This is a genomic window from Actinophytocola sp. (genome assembly GCF_035634895.1).
In the GTDB taxonomy this organism is placed as follows: Bacteria; Actinomycetota; Actinomycetes; order Mycobacteriales; family Pseudonocardiaceae; genus Actinophytocola.
This window is the reverse complement of sequence record NZ_DASQCC010000214.1, coordinates 23,358-44,524: the sequence shown is the minus strand read 5'-3', so window position 1 is coordinate 44,524 and position 21,167 is coordinate 23,358. Positions and strand designations below refer to the sequence as shown.

At 64.4% G+C, this 21,167-nt stretch carries 12 protein-coding genes and 3 pseudogenes; 8 read left to right on the top strand and 7 right to left on the bottom strand.

Features of this window, described 5'->3' with window-relative positions:
• The first annotated feature begins 181 nt into the window (after positions 1-181).
• Positions 182-6,274 carry a PA14 domain-containing protein gene (locus VET29_RS32810; RefSeq protein WP_324927970.1) on the top strand — a complete coding sequence of 2,031 codons (6,093 nt, stop codon included), beginning with the start codon at positions 182-184 and terminating at the stop codon, positions 6,272-6,274.
• A gap of 710 nt (positions 6,275-6,984) precedes the next feature.
• Here VET29_RS32810 and VET29_RS32805 read toward each other — a convergent pair.
• From VET29_RS32805 to VET29_RS32790, 4 genes are all read right to left on the bottom strand, one after another.
• Positions 6,985-7,971, bottom strand: coding sequence for a hypothetical protein (locus VET29_RS32805; RefSeq protein ID WP_324927967.1), 987 nt, complete (start codon positions 7,969-7,971; stop codon positions 6,985-6,987).
• Positions 7,972-8,414: 443 nt separating this feature from the next.
• Positions 8,415-9,833 carry a tyrosine-type recombinase/integrase gene (locus VET29_RS32800; RefSeq protein ID WP_324927965.1) on the bottom strand — a complete coding sequence of 473 codons (1,419 nt, stop codon included), beginning with the start codon at positions 9,831-9,833 and terminating at the stop codon, positions 8,415-8,417.
• 280 nt (positions 9,834-10,113) lie between these two features.
• Entirely contained in the window at positions 10,114-10,446 is a 333-nt protein-coding gene (locus tag VET29_RS32795) for a hypothetical protein (RefSeq protein WP_324927963.1), read from the bottom strand.
• Positions 10,447-11,131: 685 nt separating this feature from the next.
• Positions 11,132-15,370, bottom strand: a complete 4,239-nt coding sequence (locus VET29_RS32790; RefSeq protein WP_324927961.1) for an NACHT domain-containing protein — start codon at positions 15,368-15,370, stop codon at positions 11,132-11,134.
• Between the two features lie 177 nt (positions 15,371-15,547).
• Here VET29_RS32790 and VET29_RS32785 point away from each other — a divergent pair, with 177 nt between their 5' ends.
• From VET29_RS32785 to VET29_RS32775, 4 genes and pseudogenes are all read left to right on the top strand, one after another.
• Entirely contained in the window at positions 15,548-15,823 is a 276-nt protein-coding gene (locus VET29_RS32785; RefSeq protein ID WP_324927959.1) for a hypothetical protein, read from the top strand.
• A gap of 3 nt (positions 15,824-15,826) precedes the next feature.
• Positions 15,827-16,189, top strand: a pseudogene (locus VET29_RS44195) (DUF664 domain-containing protein); the annotation flags it as partial.
• Positions 16,190-16,253: 64 nt separating this feature from the next.
• Positions 16,254-16,451: pseudogene (locus tag VET29_RS32780) on the top strand (peptide chain release factor N(5)-glutamine methyltransferase); the annotation flags it as partial.
• Positions 16,452-16,699: 248 nt separating this feature from the next.
• The gene (locus VET29_RS32775) at positions 16,700-17,980 is read left to right on the top strand and encodes a hypothetical protein (protein WP_324927957.1); all 1,281 of its coding nucleotides are present in this window, start codon (positions 16,700-16,702) and stop codon (positions 17,978-17,980) included.
• A 17-nt stretch (positions 17,981-17,997) separates the two neighbouring features.
• Here VET29_RS32775 and VET29_RS32770 read toward each other — a convergent pair.
• The 3 genes and pseudogenes from VET29_RS32770 to VET29_RS32760 form a co-directional block, all read right to left on the bottom strand.
• Positions 17,998-18,207 (bottom strand): annotated as a pseudogene (locus VET29_RS32770) (L-threonylcarbamoyladenylate synthase); the annotation flags it as partial.
• Between the two features lie 82 nt (positions 18,208-18,289).
• A complete protein-coding gene (locus VET29_RS32765) occupies positions 18,290-19,378 on the bottom strand; it encodes a sigma-70 family RNA polymerase sigma factor (RefSeq protein WP_324927955.1) in 1,089 nt (362 codons plus the stop codon).
• Positions 19,366-19,674 (bottom strand): PadR family transcriptional regulator, encoded by a 309-nt coding sequence (locus VET29_RS32760; RefSeq protein WP_324927953.1) that lies wholly within the window; start codon positions 19,672-19,674, stop codon positions 19,366-19,368. Before VET29_RS32760 ends, VET29_RS32765 begins: the two co-directional genes overlap by 13 nt.
• Positions 19,675-19,888: 214 nt before the next feature.
• Here VET29_RS32760 and VET29_RS32755 point away from each other — a divergent pair, with 214 nt between their 5' ends.
• The 3 genes from VET29_RS32755 to VET29_RS32745 all read left to right on the top strand — a co-directional run bounded on the left by VET29_RS32755 (position 19,889) and on the right by VET29_RS32745 (position 21,088).
• Positions 19,889-20,038 (top strand): hypothetical protein, encoded by a 150-nt coding sequence (locus VET29_RS32755; RefSeq protein ID WP_414636677.1) that lies wholly within the window; start codon positions 19,889-19,891, stop codon positions 20,036-20,038.
• Positions 20,039-20,049: 11 nt separating this feature from the next.
• Positions 20,050-20,223 carry a hypothetical protein gene (locus VET29_RS32750; protein WP_324927951.1) on the top strand — a complete coding sequence of 58 codons (174 nt, stop codon included), beginning with the start codon at positions 20,050-20,052 and terminating at the stop codon, positions 20,221-20,223.
• Positions 20,224-20,626: 403 nt separating this feature from the next.
• Positions 20,627-21,088 carry a transposase gene (locus VET29_RS32745; protein ID WP_324927949.1) on the top strand — a complete coding sequence of 154 codons (462 nt, stop codon included), beginning with the start codon at positions 20,627-20,629 and terminating at the stop codon, positions 21,086-21,088.
• The last annotated feature ends 79 nt before the right edge of the window (positions 21,089-21,167 follow it).

Sequence of the window (21,167 nt, the reverse complement as noted above, 5' to 3'; positions counted from 1 at the left end):
GTGACACTGTTGGTGTCATCCGGGATCGTGTGATCGAGATTCTTTCTTGGCCTTGCGGGGAGTCGGGGTCCGCGCGAGCCCTTCTGGGGGTTATGGTGCTGTTCGGTCGGTTTGACGTGCGCGCGTTTCGGATTTTGGTACTGGTGATGGTCGCCGGGTTGGCCCTGTCCGTTTGGATGCGATGGCTCCCGCGTTGGCGGAGGTGGCCTCGCGCGCGGTTGATCCACGGAATGTGCCGTTGCTGCCCGGCGAGCCGCTGGCGCCTCAGTCGTTGGCGCCGGCGGATCCGCACGCGGACTTCAGCCCGTTCGAAGTCAGGGACACGAATCACTTCGACGCCAAGAGTTCGGAGCCGGTGTCGCGATCGATGTTCGCGACGGAGTTCGAGAACCTGGACGGTACCCGCACAGTGCGTCAGTCGAGTGAGCCGTTGAACACCAGGGATTCTTCGGGTGTTTGGCAACCGGTGGACACCGGTCTGGTGAGGCGGGATGGACGGCTGCGGGCGAAGCGGCACCCACTGAACGTGTCGTTGAGCAGGCGAGCCGATGACCCGGAACTGTTGTCGGTGGAGGTGAACGGCAAGCGTGCCTGGTTGGGTCTTGAGCAGGCGACGGGGAGTGCGGCCCGCGCATCGGGCAGCGAGGTCGGTTACACGAACGTATTGCCGAACACCGACCTGGACTACGAGGTCACCGCGGGCTCTGTCAAGGAGACCATCGAACTGCACAAGCCTCCGGACAAGGGGAATTCCTCGTGGCGCTTTCGGCTAGGCACTGATGGGTTGACCCCCCGGGTTGCTGGTGACGGTTCGGTGGTGTTCGCGGATGGCGCCGGTAGAAATGTGGTTGTGATGCCACCGATCGCGGCATGGGATTCTTCCGGCTCCACCGCTCGCCCGCCGGCGATGACCGGTGGTGGCTACGACCTCGAGCCAGCAGAGGATAGCTGGATTCTGACGGTGTCGGTGGACGAGACATGGTTGCGGGACCCGGCGCGGGCGTACCCGGTGAGTGTGGACCCGACCTTCGCCACAGGCGACGATCAATCGATCTCCTACAAGTCCGATGGGGCGACGTGCACCAACTGCGGTATCAAGATTGGGAATCCGCTCGATAGCGGAGCGGTGTGGCGCAGCGTCTTCCACTTCGACTACTCGTCGATGTTCGGGCAAACGGTCGTCGGGGCACGGATGGACCTGAGCAACACACGGACACCGGTGGGGGTGGACAAGACCTACAACGCGGACCTGTATCACGCCACGGCGTTTAGTTTCGACGGCGTTGGCGCAGCGTTGGCCAGCGCGTTTGTGGGTCAGGTCGGCAGTCTCTCGGATCCTCGGCTGACGCAGGACATCGCGACAGCGGTCGCGAACCGCGACAACCGCCCGTACTTCATGCTGGTGGGTGCGGAGGTCGCGAATGTGTGGACGTACAAGAACCTGGTTGTCACGCTGACGATCGACCTGGGGGACGCTCCGCCGGCGCCGGTCCAGATCGCGCCGCCGGACAACAGCGTGCAGACGAACTTGACACCTACGCTGGCTGTGGACTCGGCGAGCGATCAGGACGGCGATGCGGTGAAGTACTGCTTCCGGGTGGCCACGGGTAACGACGGCAAGTCGGGTGTGGTGGTCGAGTCGGGTTGCCAATCTGGTCCTACATGGACGGTACCGTCGGGTGTGTTGCAGGATGGGGTCGCGTATACGTGGCAGGCGAGTACGTACAGCGGCGTTTCGATGGTCACACAGCCCAATGTCGGGCATTTCCGGGTGGACCAGCGTGTCGGCGACAAGGGGCCGGCACCGTCGGACGGTCTGGGTCCGGTGACCGTGAACCTGGCCAATGGGAACGTCATGACCTCACAGGCGTCGCCCACCTTCATCACGGTCGGCGGAACGGCCGGCCTGACGTTCGACTACAACTCCCAGCAGCAGGATGCCAAGGGGCTACGAGCCTCGTACTTCGCGGACCTGTCGCACAATGGGAATGTCGCCGATGGTCAGCAACCTGCGTTGGTGCGTACCGAGCCGCAGGTGAACGTGGACTTCGGCACCGCGTCGCCGTACGCGCCGGCGTTGGACCCGGACTGGTTCGTGGTGCGGTGGGAGGGGTACTTCGATCCGCCAGTCGATGGAACTTACCAGTTCGCCGGGGTGCACGACGACACCTTGAAGGTGTGGATCAACAACCAGTCGGTGTACAACACCGGCTGCTGCAGCGATGTGAACTGGACCCAGGCCACCGGGACAGCACTGACCGCCCACCACCCGGTGCCGATCAAGGTGGAACTCGCCGAGGCCACCGGCCCGTCCTACCTCCGCTTGTTCACCCAAACCACCAACGGCACGGTGCCGCCCCAGATCGTGCCCGCCGACTGGCTGCACACCACCGACAGCCCGGTCCTGCCGCGCGGCTGGACGCTCTCGGCGGACCTCGACGGCACCGGCTCGACCTACACCCAGGCCCAGGTCACCGACCAGACGATCGTGGTGACCGACGGCACCGGCGCGAAGCACACCTGGACCAAGAAGTCCGCGGGCGGCTACAGTCCGCCCGACGGTGAGGACGGCGTCCTCGCATTGGACACCGGGGGCCACGTCACCTTGACCGAGGGTTCGGATGTGTACGTATTCGGCGCGGACGGCAAGCTGGAAACTCTGAGCACATCTCCCGATTCACGCAAGCCGGCCGCGCTGGTGAACCTCTATAACGGCACCCCGTCGCGGCTGCGGGAGATCAAGGATCCGGTCTCCGGTCGCTCGCATCACCTGTACTACAACCGTTCCGGCGACGACTGCTACGGCGGCGCCACCCCACCGAGTGGTGCGGACACGTTGCCGCCGACCCAGATGCTGTGCCGGATCGTCTACTGGGACGGCAGCCAGACGAGGCTCTGGTACAAGCAGGGGCAGCTGTTCCGCATCGAGGACCCGGGTTCGGAGATCACCGACTACACCTACAACACCGCCGGCATGCTTTCCGCGATGCGCAACGGACTGGTCAATGACTGGGTCGCCGTCGATCCAACAACCCGCAGCACGCCTGAGTCCACCTGGGCGATCGGCTACGACGCCGGCGGCACCGTCGCCACCTCGATCACCGCTCCCGCGCCTCAACCGGGGCAACCCCGTCCGCGACACGGCTACCGCTACGACCCGGCCAACCACCGATCCTTCGTGGATGAGGCGGGGCTCTCCCCGGCGGTCGGATTCTTCACCAGGGTCACCTACGACGACGCCTGGCGCCTACTGTCCACGACAGACGCCACCGGCAAAACCACTTCTCAGACCTGGAACGACAAGGACCTCGCGCTCACCTCGACCGACGCGGCGGGCCGCATGTCCACCACCGTCTACGACTATGCCGATCGCCCAACCGACCAGTACGGACCCGCGCCCGCGTCCTGTTTCACCGGCCAGCTACCGACGGCGGCGTGCGCCGGTATCGTGCCGCACAACCACACCGGCTACGACGAGGGCATGGTTGGGTTGTCGGTGGCCTACTACGACAACACCAGCCTCAGCGGCGCACCCAAGGTGTATGCGACCGGTTTCGGCCACGCCGACGGCCAGATGTACCAGGACTGGGACGGCACCACACCCCCGGCACCCGGCATCCCGGCCGGCAACTTCGGTATCCGGCTGACCGGCGAGATCCAGTTTCCCGATGTTGGCAAGTACACGATGGAGGTACACGTCGACAACGGCGCCCGGCTGTGGATCGACGACCAGCTCGTGGTCGACTCCTGGTTGCTGGATGTGCCACGTGCCGCTCGCGGTGACTACACGAACACCACTGCGGGCTCTATCCATCGCATCCGGGTCGACCATTTCAACGGCGGCGGCCCCGGCCAACTGCACGTCAACTGGACCACCCCTGCCGGCACCTATGAACACATTCCTGGGCAGTACCTGCACCCTCGCTATGGTCTGACCACGTCGACCACCACCTCCGAAGCTCCCGCCGACGGTGTGCCCGATCAGGTCACCACGACCCGATACGACGAGAATGGTCTGGACCTGACCTACGGACTGGCCACCTCGACGACCTCTGGCACAGGAGCGACGCTGCTGACATCTCGGACCGGGTATGAGGTCCCCGGCTCGGGCTACCTACGTCAAACCACCAAGACCTCGCCCACCGGGGCCGCGACGAGCTACGCCTATTACGGCGATACCGAAACGCGGGCCAACCCGTGTGTGGCTGGCAGCCCAGCGATCAACCAGGGTGGGATGACCAAGCTCGTCACCTCACCTACCCCCGCAGTTGGCTCGGCGAGGTCGGAACAGCAAGTCTACGACGCCTCCGGTCGGGTCATCGCGAGCGCGGTGAACGGCGACTGGACGTGCACCTCCTACGACGACCGCGACCGTGTCGTCTCTCGCGCCTATCCGGCCTCGTCCACCGGCTCGGCGCGCACCGTGACCACCAACTACGCCGTCGGTGGCGACCCGCTGACCACCTCGGTCACCGACAACCAAGGCACGATCACCACCAGGGTCGATCTGCTCGGCCGCACCGTCGCCTACACCGACACCCAAGGCACCCGCACCAACACCACCTATGACCAACCCGGCCGTGTCACCGCCGAAACCCTCATTCCACCCAGCACCGCCGATCCATCCCGAACGACCACCTACACCTACGACGACGCCGGCCGCATCCTCACCCACACCCTTGACACCACCTTGTTGGCCACAGTCACCTACGACAGCGCCGGCGAACTGGCCAGCGTCACCTACGCCAACGGCACCTCCCTGACCGCGATCGGCAAAGACCCCGCCGGACAGACCACCAGTCTGACCTGGCTCACCAGCGACAACACCACCATCGCCTCCTCCGTCGACCGTACCCGCGCCGGCACCGTCACCAACGAGACCCTCGCGGGTGTCGATGCCCGCCCCAACGCACCCAACTATGTCTACGACTCGACCGGCCGGCTCACCGAAGCCTGGGTCAGCGGACATCACTACACCTATGACTTCACCAGCACCGCATCCACCACCTGTCCGACCGGCACCCAGGTCGGCGCCGGCACGAACACCAACCGTGTGCGGCTACTCGACCAGACCTCGACCGGTACGACCGAAACCTCCTACTGCTACGACGCCACCGACCGAATCCTCGCCACCTCTGGCGCCACCGAGGTCGCCGGCATCACCTACGACACTCACGGCAATACCACCGGCTGGACCGCCGGCGCCACCACCACAACTACCCTCACCTGGGATGGCGACGACCGCAACACCGGCGCCCGCACCACTGGTACCGACCCGGCTACCGTCACCTACATCCGCGACGCCACCGACCGCATCATTCGCCGCGACGCCGCCACCGGTGACACGGCCGCAGCTGTGCTCTACTCCTACACCAGCGACGGCGATACCGCGGATCTCGCCCTCACCGCCGACAAACGCATCGCTACCCGCACTATCACCCTTCCAGGCGGCGTCCTCTACACCATCGGCGCTCAGCAGACATGGGACCATCCCACCGTGCGCGGCGACCTGTGTCTCACCACCGATCCCACCGGTCACCAAACCGGCCCACTGCGTACCTACACCCCATTCGGCGAACCACTCAGCCCGACTGGCGCCATCAACCCGGACAGCGTGCCGGACAACCAACCCGGCCAGATGGACTACGGCTGGCTTGGTCAACACCAACGCCCCTACGAACACGCTGGCGCCCTGTCACTCGTCCAGATGGGCGCCCGACCCTACAGCCCAGCACTCGGCCGATTCCTCTCCGTCGACCCGGTCGACGGAGGCTCCGCCAACGACTACGACTACACCAACGCCGACCCCATCAATCGCACTGACCTCGATGGGCGCTGGTGGAGCTGGTTGAAGAAGGCCGCCAGATCTGTTGGCCGATTCGTACGTAAACATGCCGGTACGATTGCTACTATCGCGGCAACAGGCGTATGCATGGTGCCGGTCGCAGGTTGGGCATCGTGCGGGGTGGCTCAAGGGCTCGCATTCGGAGTTCGCACCGCTCAGAAGATCAAACAGAACGGGTGGCGCAACAGTAAGAGTTCCATCCTCGCTGACGCTGCTGGAACCGCGCTGTCATTCGGCCTAGCCTCATCGCTGCGCTACGTCAAGTTTGCCAGAATGTCGCCATGGGTCCAAAACACTGCCCGGTCCGCCACCTGGAAAGCCATGAGTCTGTGGGGGAAAGCTAGCTATATGACCGGCTTGAATGGCGCCAACTGGATCAAGACCGGCGGTTGCGCCCATCGGCAGATCGCGAGAAAGAGGCCGTGCTAAGCCCGAATACGCAAATGGTACGGTGATCACGTGAGATCTGACGAGACCACCAGTCTGCAACTGCCTTGTTCTCTGCGATCGCCCTGGCGCTGGTTCGTGCTTACTCTGAGCGTTATACTTTTGGTTACCGGGCTTGCGGTGGCCTCCGGATGGGACGGAGACATAGTAATACTGGTAATCGGAATAGTGGTAATGCTCGGTAGTGGGTGGTGGATCTACACCTCGTGGCGCTCAGGCGTGTACGTCAGCGAAAAAAGCGTCATAGAACGAGGAATGTTCGGCACCTCGGCGCGAATCGATTGGGCTGACGCTGCCGAAGTCGAGATCGGACCAGGGCCGTCGCTACTTCCCTCCAGAACGGTGGTCGTGAAAGGTAAAAATGGCATTGATGATCTCCCGCTCAACTCATTATCTTGGTACTCACTTCGTCCGCCGAGAATGCCTGGCAGAGTTGTGAGATTTCAAAAGATGGCATCGTTGCTGATGGGGGGAGACGAAAGCAGTACGCGGAACTCCCGGAAGGGCTAGTGCCGCGTCAAGCTGATAGGGGGAGGTAATCGGGTTGGCGGATCTTGGATCTGATGGCGAAGTGTCGTTTGGGTTGGGCGTGTTTGTTGCGCCAGCGGATGTAGCGGGCGATCGCGGCTTCTTGCGCGGTGTGGGTGGGGTAGTCACTACCGTTGAGGGCGAAGTAGCGGATCGCGGTGAACTCACACTCGACCCAGTTCAACCACGACCCGTTGGTCGGGGTGAACACCAACTCGATGTCGTTGGCGGCGCTGTGCCTGTCGACAACTCCATCCATGCAGGTTGAAGCCGCGCGGAGCGCGAAGGATGAAGTGCTCGTGGGTGCGGCCGCAAGTCCGCGGCGGCGACACCGACTGGCGCGGCATGATGACTGGCCATGCTCGATGCTGCGGCTGATCGACAGCACCCAGTGACAGCCCTGTACGAGACAATCGCGGGGGTCGTGCCCGTCGATGTCGTGGGAGATGTCCACGTGCTGGGATGGTCAGATCCCGCCAGCGCAGCGCACACAGCTCCCCGAGCCGGGCGCCGGTGGTGGTGGCAAACCACACCGCCGGGCCGTAGTAGGTGCCGTTCCAGGCCGCGTCGATGATCAACGCAGCTTCCTTCACGGTCGGCGGCTGCGGGCATCCCTTGGGCGATGAGGGTTCCGCACCCTCCATCGGGTTGCGCAGGGTCCACTTCTTGCGCCGGGCGTAGCTGAACGCACCGTTGAGCATCGAGTGGATCTTGCGGATCGTCCAGGCCGCGAGTGGTCGACAGGTGTGGGGCTTGCAGCGCTGGTCACATCGGTGCTCCGACGCTGACCAATGGCGCACCGGAGGTGCGCTGCGTGACCCGGTGCAGTGGTCACGGCACCGCTCCAGCTCGGCGTAGAACTCGTCGATCAGGTCACCGTCGAGACGCCCATTGTTGATCTTGTATTGGCCCAGGAACGGCTGGATGTGCTTGCGGTAGTACCCCGCGTTGGTGTCCCGGGTCTTGCGACCCCACTTCGTCTTCTCGCAGTGCGCCTCCCAGAGCTGGTCGACCGTCGCGTCGCTGCGCGGATGATTCCCGACCCGCACCTTCTCCAGCAGGTCATTACGCACCTGTTCGGCACGTGCCCGGGTTTCCGCGGCATCCGGGCCCGCGGAAATGGTTTCTTTCAAATACAGCGGCTTGTGCAAAGTTTGTCGTGGCCGACATAAACCCAGACCCGCAAGGAGCCGCTTTTCAGCTTCTCGATATGTCCCTGCGCCCGCGCTGTTCGGCGCGTGCGCGTCTCCCCCCGAGAAGCTCCCCCCGAAGCTTCCATGTCCCCACTGTACGTGGCGTCGCCGGCCACCCGCCGACCGTTCACTCCACGAGGCATTCCACGCGCACCCTTCTGAGGTCACGCTGACAGATGCCGCAGAGACGACCGCAGCGCGCTGACCTGGGTCAACGCGCTGCGGAGAATGTGTAGCCCCGACGGGATTTGAACCCGCGCTACCGCCTTGAGAGGGCTACGACCAAAGTCTCCCCAGCCTCTGCCAGCAACTATGTTCTCGCTGTCAGCCTCAATAGTACTCCACAGGCTCTCTGATCGCACCAGTTTCCCTCCACGAGGCATTCCACGCGAGAGTGGTAGTCACGTTGTGATGTCACGGCCTGTAGTCCCTCCTGGGGGGTGCGTGTCGCTCACGATGGCGCGGCGGCCTCGGCTGACAACAACCAATTGCTCTCGAGCGAGCACAGCGATAGCTCGGTGAGCGGTACTCGGGCATACGTGATGCCGCAGCGCGATTTCTTTCACGGTTGGCAAAACACTTCCAGCAGGCAGCGTGCCGTCGAGAATTGCCACACGTAGGCCATCCGCGATCATCCTGTATGGGCACGGTGGGTTAGAAGAATCTACTATCGGCAAATTTGCGGGTGAGGCGACTGGCATGGGCAGGCGTCTGGTCAGTATGCGGCAGGCGCGTTGATCGGCTTCGCGTACCCAGGCCGCGTAGTAAGTCAGGGTAGTGCCGCCTTCTGCATGTCCGAGTCGGCCGGCGACGGTGCGGATGTCGACGCCGGCTCGGATGAGTTCGGTGGCCGAGTAGTGCCGCAGCTTGTGGAAGGTGGTGTGGATGCCCAACTGGTCGACCATCCGGCGGTACTGGCAGGTCACCGCGTTGGGCGATCGAGGCGTCCGTCCATCGGGACGGGGTGAGAACACGAAGCTATCCAGGGTCAGCGTGGTACCGACCGCGGCGGCCCGCTGCTGTCGCTGCTGGTGGTAGGCGTTCAGCACCGCGACGGTGACGTTGTCCAGGGCGATGTGGCGGCGTTGGTGCAGCTTGGTGTCCTTCTCCCACACCTCACCATCCACCTGCGCGATCGACGCCCGCACCACCAACACACCCTGACCAACATCGACATGCTGCCACCGCAGCGCACACAGTTCTCCCCGGCGGGCGCCGGTGGCCATAGCCAGCCACACCAGCGGCCCCAGGTCCGGGTCCTTCCAAGCCTCACCCAAGATCCGCGCCGCCTCCACCACCGACGGCGGCTTCGGCTCAGGATGCGGTTGGGACGGAAGCTCCACGTCTCTGGTGGGGTTGTGATCGATCCAGTCCCACCGGACCGCCCGCCGAAACGCCGAGCTGAGCAGGTAGTGCAGCTTGCGAACCGTGCCCGGATGCAACGGCCGACACCGATGCCCGGCCTCCGGGCGAGGGGGACAGTGGTCACGGCATCGAAGCAACTCGGCGTACAGGTGCTCGAGCTTCTCTGCGGTGACCGCCCGCAACGGCAGGTCGCCGATGAACGGGCGCAGGTGCTTGGCCGCCATCAACAGGTGCGACCGACGCGACCTCTCACCCACACGCGACATCGCCAGATGTCGGGTTAGAAGATCGTTGACTGTCGCGTGGCTGTGCAGACGTCGACCGCGGCGCACCTGACCCAACAGACGACGGCACGCCTCTTCAGCCTGCTCCCGCGCCAACGGCCCAGCAGCCACCGTCTCCCCGATATATCGCGGCCGACCAGTCACCGGATGCAGGCCGGCGTACACCTTCACCCGCAACGACCCGGAAGGCAAGCGGGTGACCGACCCCTGCGCGCCGCGGCGGACCGGGGGCTGACTCGAAGACGACAGAACACGTGTCATGGCACATTCACCCGAGTCCAGGGTAAGACGCTCAGCGCGCACGATCGGGTACAGCTAGCAACTCAAACGGGTGATCACTGGTTCGCATCGAGACGTCGCGACATCGCACAGGCTGTCTGACTTCGAGGGCCGCGTGTCGCATCGCAGCGCCTCGGATTGCCGGTGTGAGCGCTGCGCCCGAACCCCGGGTTCAGTCCCGTCGCGATTCGGTGGTCCTGGCCTCGACTCTCGGCAGGATGTCCGCCAGTGTGAAGTTCTCGGTCAACGCGGTACGAAACCGTTCCAACGACTCGCGGATGGGTGCCAGCCCTGCCCGCGGAGCGCGTTCGGTTAGATAGTCGCGGATCACGACGAGCTCATGATCCGCGTAGGGAATCATGAGCTCGTCGGGCGCCGCCGAGCTCATGTGCCTCGTCAACCTCAGATCCATGATCAGGTCGAGGGGCGGCGGAGCGTCGTTCGCGTCCACGGCCAGATTAGTAATTCGACCGGCCGGGCCAAGGTAGCTGAGCGCGTCAGCCACCTGCCCGATGTCCTCTCCCTTGCGGACGATGGAGATCTGGGATCCACCGCGAAGTCCTCGACCACATCCTGATTGTGGGACAAGCTCATGCCCGTCAGATCCTCAAGACCTACGAAGGCCACTACAACCGGCACCGGCCCCACCAAGCCCGCCACCAGCTACCGCCACCAGCTACCGCCAGAGGTACAGCAGCACCCGGCCGCGGCACACGACCTCACGACCCGCAGGCTGCTACGCACTCGCCTCTTGGGCGGGCTCATCAACGAATACGGATACGCTGCCTCACCAGCAGCGATGACTTTTCGAGCGGCACAAGGTAGGCACATCGACAACGCGGGAGGCGATGCCGGAGCCGTTGCCGAGCTACAAAGAGTTAGGCGACCGTAGGTATGTGGCCTGGATCTGGAGCCGGCCGGGTGGGTACTGGCGGACGCGCACGGGGCCGTGCAGATCGAAAATGGCTATGCACGAGCGTTGTTGCCTACGGCTGGCCAACACCGCTTGCCCCACCTGCTCACCGAGGCTGCAGCGCTGCGGGCGGTGCAAGTGCGCCGCACTGACATCCACAGCGACGGTCGGCCGCTGCGCGGCAGCGGGGCGTTGACGCAAGAGCGGTGGACCGTGCCTCGGCTCAGCGCGGCGTAACTTGAGAAGGAAGGCTCCAAGATCATTCTGTTGGGAGCTCTCATTGGAATCGGACTGTGCCCTTCAGACTCTCGACGCCGATGTAGGTATGGCCCTCGCCCAGTTGCACGTGCCGCAGATTCAGGGCCGCCAACGGACTGAGGTCGTAGTCGAAGTGGACGTTGTTCGAGATGTCCAACGTCCTCAGTCCGGTCATCTGTGTGAGTGGCGCGATGCTGTCGAACGTCGAGTGTTGCAGCATCAGGTTCTCGATCGACGCGATGCGGGCTATTGATGCCAGGTCTATCGGCTGGAAGCCGACCACGTTGAGGGTCTTCAACGACCGGAAGACCCGCAGAGCGTGTTTCATACCGCAGCGATCCACGGGGTCGAATAGAGCTAACGATGACATCCCGTCCAACTCAGTCATACTCGACAGCGCTTCATCCCGGTAATCGCCCAGCAGGAGGTGGGTGAGCGCGGGGAGGTCGGCGAGCGGTGAGAGGTCATTGGTCGCCCGGAGACCATACAGCTTGAGATCTTTGAGACGCCGGTGCTCGCGGAGCAGTTGGAGGTCGTGTGATGTGCTGTCATGCAGCCGCACCGATAGTCTTTCGAGGGCGGGCAGCGCGGCGAACAAGTCGAGGCTCTTTATTACCTCGGACCAGTCCAGGTCGACGTTCAGCGTTGCGACTGTCCGGAGGTGTCGGACATGCGGTACCTGTTTGCGTGACCGCACGGTCAATTGGCCGTTGTTCAGTGACGAGTCGGCGAGCACGACGTTTGCGAAGCGTTTCGGATCGAAATAGTGCCAGGCGTTTATCAGCTCTTCGTGGACGGCTGTTCGCGGGTCTTGCGCGTAGGACGCCAGCAGCATCAATGCGTCGGTGGTGCCAGCCAGTGCGGCGACACGGACCGTGGCTGCTGCTTTCGCATCTGACAGACCGTCGAGGTTGCTGGGTAGATAGCGAAGGATGCGAGGGCCTATGGCCGCCAGTGAGCCTGCCTCGTTGATATTGCGCGGTGGGAGCAGGGTTTCGCGGATCATCGCGTCGACACGGGCGTTCACCTTCGCCGCGATGGAGTGTACCGTTTCCAGGCAGGCCGCCGCGAGCAGTCGGAGGTGGCGTGCCTTGGTCCGCTCTGCGTCGGCGCGGTCCAGAATGCTGGTCAGCATCTGGCTGGCCACAGTGGCTGTCGCGTGGCCACATGCCATCACAATCGTCTCCCACCACGTGTCTTGGTGAGCGTGCGCGACCAAAACGTCGATATGGTGCTGCTGGACCGCTTCCTCGGCCGCCAAGTACTCAAGGAACGTCCGATGCATGAAGTCAACGCGACCGTGCACAGGCGCTCGCAAGATGCCGCTGCGCTCGACGAGGTCCGTGAAGATCAGCGTCGGGTCGACTACAGCCACGTTCGGCATCTGCGACAGTGTGCGCGTGATGAACTCGAGCGCCTCCGTGGTCCGGAAGTCAGACTTGCTTGCCAACGCTAGCCGCCACGCCAAGTCTCGCAGGAACACGCGCTTCTCGGTGTCGTCCAGGAGGCTCGCGATGCCGCGTTCGACATCGCGCAAGTGCAGCAGCATGGCAAGCGCCTTGTCGTACAAATCCATCCGGTTGCGCGGCAACTCGGAGCGGTGAGCCAGGTTCAGCGCGCATAGCAGAGCGCACAGCAGCGGGCTGGCGGCGAGCTGGCGTACGTGCGGGCGCTCCATCTGGCGGCGCATACGGTGTTCCGCGTCCGTGACGTCCGCGCCGGACAGCGCAGCCGCTTGATGCCACCGTTCGACGAAGCTCAGGATGTCACGGTGGCTCATCGGTTCCAACATGACAGTGCCGAACATCTCCTCCGCCAGCCATCGGCTGTCAGCAGAGGAGACGCGGGCGGTGACGACGATGCGAGTGCCCGGATAGGCCGCCAACAGATTCCGCAGCCACATCTTAATCGCACGTCGCCTGGGCACGGGCACCTCGTCCACCCCGTCCACCAGCAGCATCGCCTGGCCGGCCTCTAGCAGTCGATGCACCCAACCCTCCGGCATGATGTCGGCGAGCATCGGCGTGCAGTGGTACACAAACCGTTCCGGCGCTGGCAGGTTGCCCTCGGCGACGGTGCGCAGCCGGATGAGGAACGGCACGCAGTTGTTCCACTCGGACAGGTCGCCAGTCAGTTCACCGCGCGCCGCGCGGACCGCCAGCCAGTGCACCAGCGTGGTCTTGCCCGAACCTGCCTCACCGCGTAGCAAGATCCGCGATGCGCGACCGATGGCGGTCTCGACAGCCACACCCTCGTCGGCATCGGTGCCGTTGCGCGCCTGCGGGTCGAACCAGTTCTCCGGCCGCAGCCGAATTCTTTGTTTTTCGCCGTCCAGGCTGCCGGACATGCTCAGGCTTAGATAGGCCACGCTTAATGACAGCGCAGGCTGCTCCTCGCCCGGCAAACCGAGCAGTTCCAGCCGGTCTAGCATTGAAGCGAGCAACCTCAAGTACTCCACCCGGAAGTCTTCGTCACGGCCGACGTCGTGCGCTGCGTAGAGGCTGGCGGTGGGTATCCGGGACAGCAGCAGCCCGAGCTGCTCGGACCGGGCAATCAGGCCGCTGAGCACCTCCCCGAGCGCTGCGGGCTGGAAAGACGGCAGGTACCGCACGACCCGCACCAGGCAGCGGCACGCCTGGTCCAGCGCGAGTTCGTACAGCTCCTCGGCCATCGGGGGGAGCATCACCGTGTGTTTCCGGCACTGTCGGCGCACTCGCTTGGCCAGGATCTCAGCGTCCACGTCGACCGACAGTAGGGCCTTGTCCGAGAGGTCCACGTCCTGCAGCACGTCAACCACCGCGCTGATCGCGGCCTCGGCCTCGCCGTCAGGCAGGTCCCGGAAGTACCTCTTCAGCATGGACGCAAGCTGCTCGGCCACCTGCTGCCCGATACGGTCGACCAGGTTCTCCAGCTTGCGCTGCTGCAACGGCCCCTTCAACTCCGCCTGGGCCAACTCCACCAACGATGCACCGCGCTCGAACCGTGCTTTCCGGCGCTGCAACCAGAACTTCGCCGCGTGCGTCGCGACGGCCGCGCCCAGCTCCAGGGACGCAAAATCCCAGGTGGCGGGGTTATCCGGCAACGGACTTCCTAGGCGGACAACCGGCCCGATGGTCTCTGCGGCGAGCTCGTGGAGGGCCACGCGAGACCCCGAGGGGATGTCTTTCCTCAGGACTACGTCCGCCGACTCGTCCATGCCCTCTTGTACGGCGCCCGCAGGAGGAGCCTCGGTCAGGACAGCATCCGTCAGGTGGGGCATCCCTTCGGTCTCATCAGTGGCGCCTGTCTCGGCTTGTCGGGTGTTTCGAGAAGCTTCGCGGCGGGTCTGTTCCAAACGTTGGGTGCCCTCTTGTATTTCCTGGTCGATCCGATCGAGGATACGTTCATGCTCGTGAAGAGATTCTGAGGTCCAGCCGCCAATCACCGCGGGTGCATCAGAAGTCGCCTCGGATACAGCAGTCGCGTGGGTGGTCCCACGTTTGTCCAGTTCAGTCAGGAGTTGGGCCTGTCTTTCCTGCAACTGCTGAACGAGAGTGTTCGCCTGCTGAAGCTTGTCCTCGGTGTCGGCGAGTTGGCGCTGGGCCCGGGCGAGCTGGTCATTAGCGGCTTGAGCCTTGCTTCCCGTTAGGGCGGCTTCGGCGGCCTCTGCCCGGGCGAGCACGTCATCGCGTTCGAGGGTCAGGCGTTCGTACTGCAGTTTAAGCTGGAGCAGGGCTGTGCCGAGAACAACCGCTAAGGTGCGGAAATGGCTCTCGCTCCTTGTGGCTTCGATGAGTTCACGCTGCACCAAGACCAACTCATCTTTAAGTTGGATTATCTCGACCAGTTTATTCGGGCGTCGATCAGGTAAAGATTTTGAGCTTGCCTGTACGACAGCGCGGTAGATCTGGTTAAGCACGTCGGCCTGCGCATTGACCTGAACGACGTTGTTCTCATGCTTCTCGGCCCATAGTTTGAAAAACGCGTAGACCAAACCCCCCGGGACCGGTTCCTTTTTCATCTTCATCAGCTCAGATAATCTGCGAGGTTCGATTTCGCGCTCGTCCGCAATCGATACCCCATACTGTTGGCAGGTTTTCGGATCATCGAGAGCCCAGCGTGCGGCAGCCTGCTTATTGGTGAACTGGCCTTCATCCCGCAGCCGGTAGAGGAGCGTGATCAGGTCAACTCCGGATTGTCCGAACCGCGACTTCAGGTCCGCCGTGTCAATCCGGGGTGGGGCGCCCCCAGCGGAGGGCTTCCCAGGTCTGTCATCCACCCGTCGTGGCTCCTCTGCCCGTTGTCCGCAGTCCGTGTTGTCCGCCCGGAGTAGCTGGACAACCTCGGCGTTCTCCTAAATGGGTGGGCGAACACCGAGCGGTGTCCGCCCACCGAGATCCCCCGGCCGGCAGCCAACCAGTACCCGGCGGATCTCCCGACCCTCGGAGGGGATCGCATGCCCAGCATGCCCGACCCATCTCACATAGTCGCGCAACTCACCCTGCAACTGACCTCGTTCCTTGGAACGTCGACCGCCAGCATCTGGGTTTGGCTGATCATCGGTTACGCGGCGATGGTCGCCGTCCTGGCTACCTACGCCGCTAGTATCTCCTTGTCCAGCCGCAACGCGCAGCAGCGCGCCCAGACCTACCGGGTCTTGAAGCACATCCTGGGCAAAACCACCGGTCTAATCGGCATCGCCCTTCGCCTTCACGAGACCGGCCTGATCTAGTTCATGCGACGAGCACGGATCGGCCCGGTGCGCCATGCAACGTCTGCATGTATAGCTGTCGTTCGCCCGGCACTGCGTGCTGAAGAAGGCCGACGGGTGTCCGACGGGCAACTGCGCCGCGTCCTGGTCGACAGTGGCACCTCCATCCTGGGGTTGGTCCAGCACCCTGGCCGAGGCGGAGCGGTACTGGTTCGGCCACCACCTCATCGGGGCCGCCGGGACGCGGACCGGGAGTACGACATGACCGTCCCCGCCGACCGTGCCGCAGCCGATGTGCTGCGGGGCTACCGGGCGACGATCGAGGACAGCGACCGCGCGATCCGTGCCGTCGGCGACCCGGACGCGCGCCTCGCCGTCCCGGTCGACGGCAACCGGCACACGCTGCGGTGGGTCATGGCCCACATGACCAGCGAGACCGCCCGGCACGGACGGCCTCGCGGTGATCAGGCATGTGGTCAACCTGGCGGCCAGGCTTCTACGCCCGGGCGGCGCGGTCGGCATCGAACACGACGACACCCAGGGCGAGTCGGTCCCGGCGCTGCTGTCCACCCGCAAGGTCCTCACGAAGGTGACCGACCACGAGGACCTGGCAGGCCGCCCGAGGTTCGCGACGGCCTACCGAGCCTGAACAGTGCACGACTGTCCGGACCTGGCGCGACACAGACCGTAACGCTCCCGCATATCGGCACGAGTCATCCTGCGTAGCGCTCTGCTCGGAGGTCCGGTATGGATGTGGTTCCGCCACGAGGCACACCACCCGTCGAGACGGGGACAGGCACTGCGGCGGAGAAGGAGCCATCGGCGTGGATCCAGTGGCTACCTGGTTTCGACGTCGGCCGCCTGGCTTGGGAAGCGGGCCGTGAGGACCGTGCCGAGATGCGCAGACAACTGTCCGCGCTCGGCCGTCTGATTCGGGAGATACCGTTCGACGGCGGTAAGGCGACGCACATCCGGAAGCTTGTCGAGCACTGGGTCGCCGCCTTGCGAACCCGCGACCTGGTGTTCGAGCACGCCCGGTCACGAGGAATGGAAACCTCGAGCTTCGACCGGACGTACAACGAGTACATCCGTCGTGCGATCAGTCGCGGCAACGCCGAGATGGTGCGGCGAACCTTGTTCCGGGAAGGGTTCTCCTTCTTTTTCGTGGCCGGCGTGTTGATCGGTGTCCCGATACTGCTGCACGGTTGGTTCATCGCGGCAGGATTCGGCGGGATGTTCCTCGGTTCCATCACGGTTATGCGCTTCTCCGCCCATCTGCGCAGGAGATATCACAACCGGCAGACCCTTCGAAGAGTAGGCGGAACCTATGCCGCCGCGACAATGCTGCTGACCGCTGTCAGCCTCGCCTTCGCGGGTACTCTGCCGTCAGATCTCCGCGCACTGTTCGGGAGCTACCCGCTGTCGGTCTCCTCTGTCGGTGCTTGTGTCTTCGCATCCGCCGCCGCGATGGTGTCGTTGCTGTTCATGGTCGCGCTGCTCGTCACGATGGTCGAAACCGTCGTCGTCGGCGAGGTCCGGGTGGACCGGGGCGACGGTGACGTGATCACTTTCTGGGCACTCGCACGCCTGCTGCACGACCTCTCCGGAGACGCCCCGCTCCGCACGCCGGACGACAAGCAGGCGCGCATCAACCGACTCCATTTCGCGGCGACCGCGATGACCACCGCTCTGCCCAGATCCTTCCGGCTGCCTGACTCCACCAACCGTGCGGTTGTCGCCGACCGGTGTCGGCAGGCCGGGCTCGCCCTGCGCGGTTACACCCTGTGGGTAGCGCTGCCACGTGCGGAGTCGCTCGTCGAGTTACGGCAGCGAATCATGGACGTGATTCTCGCGATAGTCCGGGGCAACTACGACGAACTGCCCTTGGCGCCGGACGGAACCGGGGCCACGTCCGCCGGACGGGTGTGGGCACTGGTTCACGGGGCCAGGCAGATTGCTTTCGGCGTCCTTCCACTGGGCATTCTGATCGGCGTGCAACAACTCGGTCCGTCGTCAGTCGACCAGGTCGTCAACCCGTTCCTCTACCCGGCAGGCCTGTGGGCATTCGTCACCTTGCTGGCCCTGTTCGATTCGGCGGCCAGGGACAAACTCGGTATGGCCAAGGATCTCAAGGATCTTCTCGGTCTTGGCGCCGGCAACGACCAGGCAAAGCCGTGACGGTCCTCGCGCCCGGTTCAGCGGGTACCGACCTCTTCGCCGAGGGCCTCCGAGATCGCGGCCACCGAGACCGCGCCCTCGCGCAGTACCACGGGTTCGTCGCCGGAGAGGTCCACGATCGTCGACGGGACCGGGTCGCCGGAGGGGCCGCCGTCGAGGTAGACCGACACCGAGTCGCCGAGTTGGTCGCGGGCCTCCTGAACCGTTGCCGCCGCCGGCTGCCCGGACTGGCGCCGACGCCACCAATACCGCGCCCAACAAGCCCACTACCAGCGCAGACACCTAAGATCACAAAGTGCTGCTGGAGTACTAACGCAACTCTTGGTTGACGCGGGCCAATGTGTCGGCGCGGGCACGGCAGTCCTCGCAGGAAGCCAGGTGCTGGCTGATCTTGCGGCCGAGCGGGACCGGCACGCTGCGGCGCATCCAGCCGGCCAGCTTCGACACCGTCGCCTGGCACTCCCGGCCCTCGACGTCACGCAGGTGGGCCTGCAGGTACGCCTGCCGCAACCCCTCCCTCGCCCGGTACGCCAGCGCAGCAACCCCGTTCGCCGACATGCCGAGCAGCGGAGCGATCTCCGCGGGCGTCTCCTCCTCCACCTCGGTGTGCCACAGAACGGTGCGCCATTTCTCCGGCAAGCTAGCGAAGGCCTTTGCGGCGGTGGTCGCGTCCCAGCGATTCACCATTGGGTCGTCGTCCGAGCGCGGCAAGTCGGTTTCCGGCACGTCCGGCAGCTGCACCGTGGTCTCGCGCGCAGAGTTGATCACGGCGTTGCGCATAGTGACCAGCAGGTACACGCGGAACTCCTCGTTGGGCCCCCGGCCGTCGCGCAGCACGCGCAAGACACGGGTGAACGCGTCCGCGACCATGTCCTCCCGCTCCGCGGACGAACGCGTCAGGAACGACGCGGCCCACTTCGCGGCATGCAGGTGCCGCTCGTAGAGCACGCCATACGCTCCCATGTCGCCCTCGCGTACGGCGGCGAGCAGCTCAGTATCGGACAACTCGCACGCACCAGGAGCCAGGGATCGTTGTGCTGTTGCGGCGCCGTTGTGCTCACTGATCTCAGCCAGATTCGTCGAGAACTGCTCACGCAACTTCCCGGCGTGTTTGCGCCTGTGACGGCTATCCCGTCGAGCCAGCAGACCGTCACGTAGTCCAGTCTCCAACTGTTGGAAGACCCACACGTACCGTTCGAATCGCCCCATCTCCGGCGCGTACAGCTCGCCGAAGAGTTCCTGCCGCCGTGGGTCATCTTTCGGGTAGAGCAACACGATCCCGCGGAGCAGCAGCCCTGGGATTAGCCCGAAAGCCGCGCCGAACACCAGCAGAGAGACCGGCGCGAGCCACAACACCTTGCCCCCGATGAACAGGTCGCTCATCGTCATCGTGCCCATCCCGGAATGATGTCCTGAAACCGCGGCTCGTTGCCCGCGATGGCGAGCAGCGCTCTCAGCTCTTGGTGCCCGAGTTCCGTTAGCTGGTAATAGCGCCGGGGTGGTCGACCGCCGGCCGTGGCGGGATCCTCCCAACCGTCTGAGATCCAATGTTCGTCCAGAAGGCGCCGCAGGATCGGGTATAGGACGCCGGAACGCACACCGGACCGCTTCGTGAGGTTGTACCCCCAGTGCTTGCCCTGGGGATCTGCCATCAAGGCGACCGCCACTTGGATCAAAGCCTGCGTCTTACGCACATCCGTACTCTACATACCTAGGCAAGCGCAGTCTGCTTGTCATGCCGACCGCTCCGGGGACCGTGTGCCGTGATCGCCAAACTCGTGGCGTGTGAGGACACGGTGCGAGAGGTGATCCCCGGTTCAACGAGATCGGCCTGGCCTACCTGGACCCTTAGGGAGCATCCTCAAAGCCAGAGGGTGAGGGTGGCCCGGTGATCCGGAGATCCTGCTGGTGGCCGATGCCGGCTACGACGGGTCCCGGCTGACACATGTGCTGGCCGACCTGCCGGTCACCGTGCTGGTGCGGATGCGCTCCGACCGCGCCCCGCACCCGCCTACCTGCCCGGCATCGCCCAAGGCCGTCCCACAGACATGGCGGTGAGTTCGCTTTCGGTGACCCCCGCCACTTGGGGCGAACCCGACGTGACCGCCCGCACCGAGACCAGGCTCTACGGTCCCGCGCTGATCCGGGCGTGGGACCGGTTGCACCCGAGGTTGACCCACCGCATCGCCTGGGCCGACCACGCCGGGAACCTACCCATCATCGAAGGCACCGTGATCCTCTAACAGGTCGGCCGTCTTCCCAGCGGGGCGATCCCGAAACCCGTGTGGCTCTGGCATTCCCGCACCAGCCTCACCACAAGCGAAGTGGATCTGGCCTGGCAGGCTTTCCTGCGCAAGTTCGACATCGAACACACCTTCTGCATGCTCAAGCAACCCTGGGCTGGACCACCCCGAAACTCCGGGACTCTGAGGCGGCCGACCGATGAACCTGGCTCCCGCTTGCCGCCTACACCCAACTACGCCTCGCCCGCGGCATCGCGGCCGACCTGCGCCGTCCGTGGGAGAAAACCACATCACCACAACGCATGTCCCCGGCCCGGATCCGGCGAGGGTTCGGAACCTGCGCCCGAACCTGGCCTGTCCGGCCAGTGACTCTGTCGGTGATCTTGGTTTCGCGGTGTGACACGTGATCAGTAGCATGATCAGCCTTTTTCACGGGTCGATGCAGCTGCTGAGGTGTCCGTTGTCCGTTCGTCTCCGTTCTGGGGAGCAGGTTCCGTCTCTGACCGTTCAGGTTGCGCGGGCGAGCAATCCGGGCGGTACGACTGCGATGTGGGTGAAGGATCGGCTCAACGGGCTGTGGCGTGACGAGGACTTCCTCGACTGGTACCCGCGCGATGGGCGCCCTGGTCTCTCGCCCGCTCAGTTGGCCACGGTCTGTGTGCTGCAGTTCCTGCTTGATCTGTCCGACCGTCAGGCGGCCGAGGCGGTGCGCTGCCGTATCGATTTCAAGTACGCCCTGGCCATGGAGTTGGATGATGCCGGCTCCATCACAGGTCGGCTCGCGCAACTCTTTCCGCTACCGACGACGTTGATGCTTTCTCGACCGCTCGACAGAGTGGATCGTCACGAACCCAACATCCAATAAGCACGTCGTCGTTCCTGTCGGTGTCGCCGACGCTGCCCGCGTAAGCGTCCTCGACGAGGACGGCCCCTATGAGGACGGG

Excerpts from the sequence above, each read along its gene's own strand:
- VET29_RS32810 (WP_324927970.1), top strand. The coding sequence starts at position 182 with ATGGCTCCCGCGTTGGCGGAGGTGGCCTCGCGCGCGGTTGATCCACGG.
- VET29_RS32765 (WP_324927955.1), bottom strand. The coding sequence starts at position 19,378 with ATGGGCACGATGACGATGAGCGACCTGTTCATCGGGGGCAAGGTGTTG.
- VET29_RS32775 (WP_324927957.1), top strand. The coding sequence starts at position 16,700 with ATGCGCAGACAACTGTCCGCGCTCGGCCGTCTGATTCGGGAGATACCG.
- VET29_RS32785 (WP_324927959.1), top strand. The coding sequence starts at position 15,548 with ATGCCCAGCATGCCCGACCCATCTCACATAGTCGCGCAACTCACCCTG.